The sequence below is a fragment of the Vibrio sp. S457-15 genome, from assembly GCF_000960545.1.
GTDB lineage: Bacteria > Pseudomonadota > Gammaproteobacteria > Enterobacterales > Vibrionaceae > Vibrio > Vibrio parahaemolyticus.
Map to the genome: position 1 here is coordinate 1 of NZ_JYOQ01000151.1, position 2427 is coordinate 2427.

Below are 2427 nucleotides of genomic sequence, written 5' to 3' on the forward strand. Positions count from 1 at the left end.
TCGCGACTAACAAACTGCTCAAGAGGGATTCGCAACGCGTGGCATTTTTACTATGCGTTGAATTTAGTGATTAAGGTGGTTTGCTGCGGCTTCGGTATTGCGTTGCTCACCCCTTAGCAGGGCGTTAGGTTTCTCCGCGGGAAACATCGAATACAAGGATTTTGGGTCATGGATTATGAAACGAAGCTACAACTTGCGCACAAAGAATTAAGTGACAAAGGTGTTTGGAAGTCGAACTACAATCCTCCACTTGTAAAGTTGTTACGTAAACTAGGGCTGTGTTTTCCACCGCCTTATTATCAAAGCTTCTTTGCAAACGTTATGCTTTGTGTGGCTTTCTTTGCTCCTGTTTGGGGGGGGCTTTCAATGGTTTCTTGTGTGGAACGAGTTAGGTAAACCAGTTTTAGAAGCAGTTTTCATTTCGTTACTTACTGGCGCTTTGTTTGGCTTGGTTATGGCAACCTTCTATTACATTAGGCGTAAGCAATTAAATCTAACAGATTGGGGTTCACTGGGGGAATAAGCCCAAAACCTAACAAACTGTTCAAGAGGGATTCGCAACGCGTGGCATTTTCACTATGCGTTGGTTTTAGTGTTTAAGGTGGTATGCGGCGACTTCGGTATTGCGTTGCTCACCCCTTAACAGGGCGTTAGTTGCCAACGAGGAAAACGTAGCTAAAGTAGAATGTTTAGGGCTAATGTTCGTGTGTTTTTGGGCTTGTTTTCGTATTTTAATTTTTAGTTTTTTGGTTTGTGAAAATCGCTTTGGTTTCCTGTGCGGTTTGGATCTTCTGTTTCAGAAACCGATTTACTTGTTGAAAGTCAGCTCGGCAATATTATCTGTTCAAAAGAGCTTTTTGGTGTTGTTAGTCTGTTTTCTACGGCGTTTGAGTTCCACGTGGTTTCAGTGACAGGCGCTATGAAACCGCGCCTGATTTTAGTGTTTCAACACACACAATGACAGTGTTGGCAAAGCGACATTCAACTTCAAACCAAAGCTTTAGGTTTGGCAACTAACAAAGCATTCAAGAGGGATTCACAACGCTAGGCAGTTTTGGTTTGAACTAGCTTTAGTGTTTACGGCACAATGGTTTAGGCTGGGTGGTTTGCGTTGTTCACCCCTTAATGCGGCGTTATGTGAATGGAGGTACAATGCGATTATTTCATTTAACTTTAGCTTGGTTGTTATTGGGTGTATCACTTAATGCAATTGCCCAGTCTAAGGTTGTAAACGAAGTCGAGAGTGAAGCACCCAGTCAAATATCTATTTGGGCGCAACACGTACATGACGCCATTCAAAACAACTTGGTGCTTGAAGATGATTTCAAAGGGCAACAAGTTAGATATCAAGTAAGTATCGATATATTGGGTAATGTTACTAAAACTAAAATATTGAGCAGTACAGGGAATGCTCAGTTAGAAAAGAGTGTTAAAGTGGCGATTTTGTTGGCGGCTCCTTTTGACTTGTCATTTATAGGTGAAGATGAATTTGTTCAAATCCAAACGTTCAACATCACGATTGCCCCTGAATAATTCACATAACAAAGCATTTAAGAGGGATTCACAACGCTTGGCAGTTTTGGTTTGAATCAGCTTTAGTGTTTACGGCACAATGGTTTAGGTTAAGTGGTGGCGTTGTTCACCCCTTAATGCGGCGTTAGGCATCAAGGAGTCATTGTGAAAGTTGGTGATATAAATATTGGTGAATTAAAGCCAATCCCAGAACCGGAGTTATGTGACGAAAAGGAAGTTTTTGCCTTTTTTGGGTTAGCTTCGTTCAATGCACAGTGCGCTGAAAAAGCCCTAGTAAACTTCGCGATGGGTTATAAAGTCGTCGACAATTCAGCACTGAATCAAGAAGAGTGGTTAGAAATATATAATGGGTTAAATTCCCATACATTTGGTCGTCTATTGGGACAAGTTAAGAAGAAAGTTGATCTACCTTATGAGTTAGTAACACACCTTGAAGCTACTCTGAAAAAGCGTAACTGGCTAGCACACGATTTCTTTTACGATTATGCAATGCATATGTCAGATACTGATGGTCGCAAAGAAATGATCACTGAACTCCAGAACTTGATACACATGTTCCAAGTTGCTGATCACGCGGTAGAAAAACTGAGTTTGAAAGTGTGGGAAACAATGGGGATTACCGAAGATTGGCTACAAAATGAAGTTACAACTCAACTTAAAGAGTACCATTCGGGAAAAGATGCCTAACAAACTGTTTAAGAGTGATTCGCAACGCGTGGCATTTTTACTATGCGTTGTATTTGGTGTTTAAGGTGGTATGCGGCGGTATCGGTATTGCGTTGCTCACACCTTAACAGGGCGTTATGCGACTTTATTGGAGTAATTAACTAGTGGCAAAGAAAAAACCTCTATCCCATTATGTTCCCAAATTTAGCAACAAGTATTGGGCTGACG

Annotated in this window: 4 protein-coding genes; all 4 read left to right on the top strand. The window is 41.2% G+C overall.

Annotated features, from left to right (window positions below):
• The first annotated feature begins 168 nt into the window (after positions 1–168).
• The 4 genes from UF05_RS26670 to UF05_RS16935 all read left to right on the top strand — a co-directional run bounded on the left by UF05_RS26670 (position 169) and on the right by UF05_RS16935 (position 2220).
• Positions 169–396, top strand: a complete 228-nt coding sequence (locus tag UF05_RS26670; protein ID WP_231583918.1) for a DUF6404 family protein — start codon at positions 169–171, stop codon at positions 394–396.
• Positions 329–523 (top strand): DUF6404 family protein, encoded by a 195-nt coding sequence (locus UF05_RS26675; protein ID WP_231583916.1) that lies wholly within the window; start codon positions 329–331, stop codon positions 521–523. Before UF05_RS26670 ends, UF05_RS26675 begins: the two co-directional genes overlap by 68 nt.
• 629 nt (positions 524–1152) lie before the next feature.
• The gene (locus UF05_RS16930; protein ID WP_029863037.1) at positions 1153–1533 is read left to right on the top strand and encodes an energy transducer TonB family protein; all 381 of its coding nucleotides are present in this window, start codon (positions 1153–1155) and stop codon (positions 1531–1533) included.
• 144 nt (positions 1534–1677) lie between these two features.
• Positions 1678–2220, top strand: a complete 543-nt coding sequence (locus tag UF05_RS16935) for a hypothetical protein (protein WP_045545809.1) — start codon at positions 1678–1680, stop codon at positions 2218–2220.
• The last annotated feature ends 207 nt before the right edge of the window (positions 2221–2427 follow it).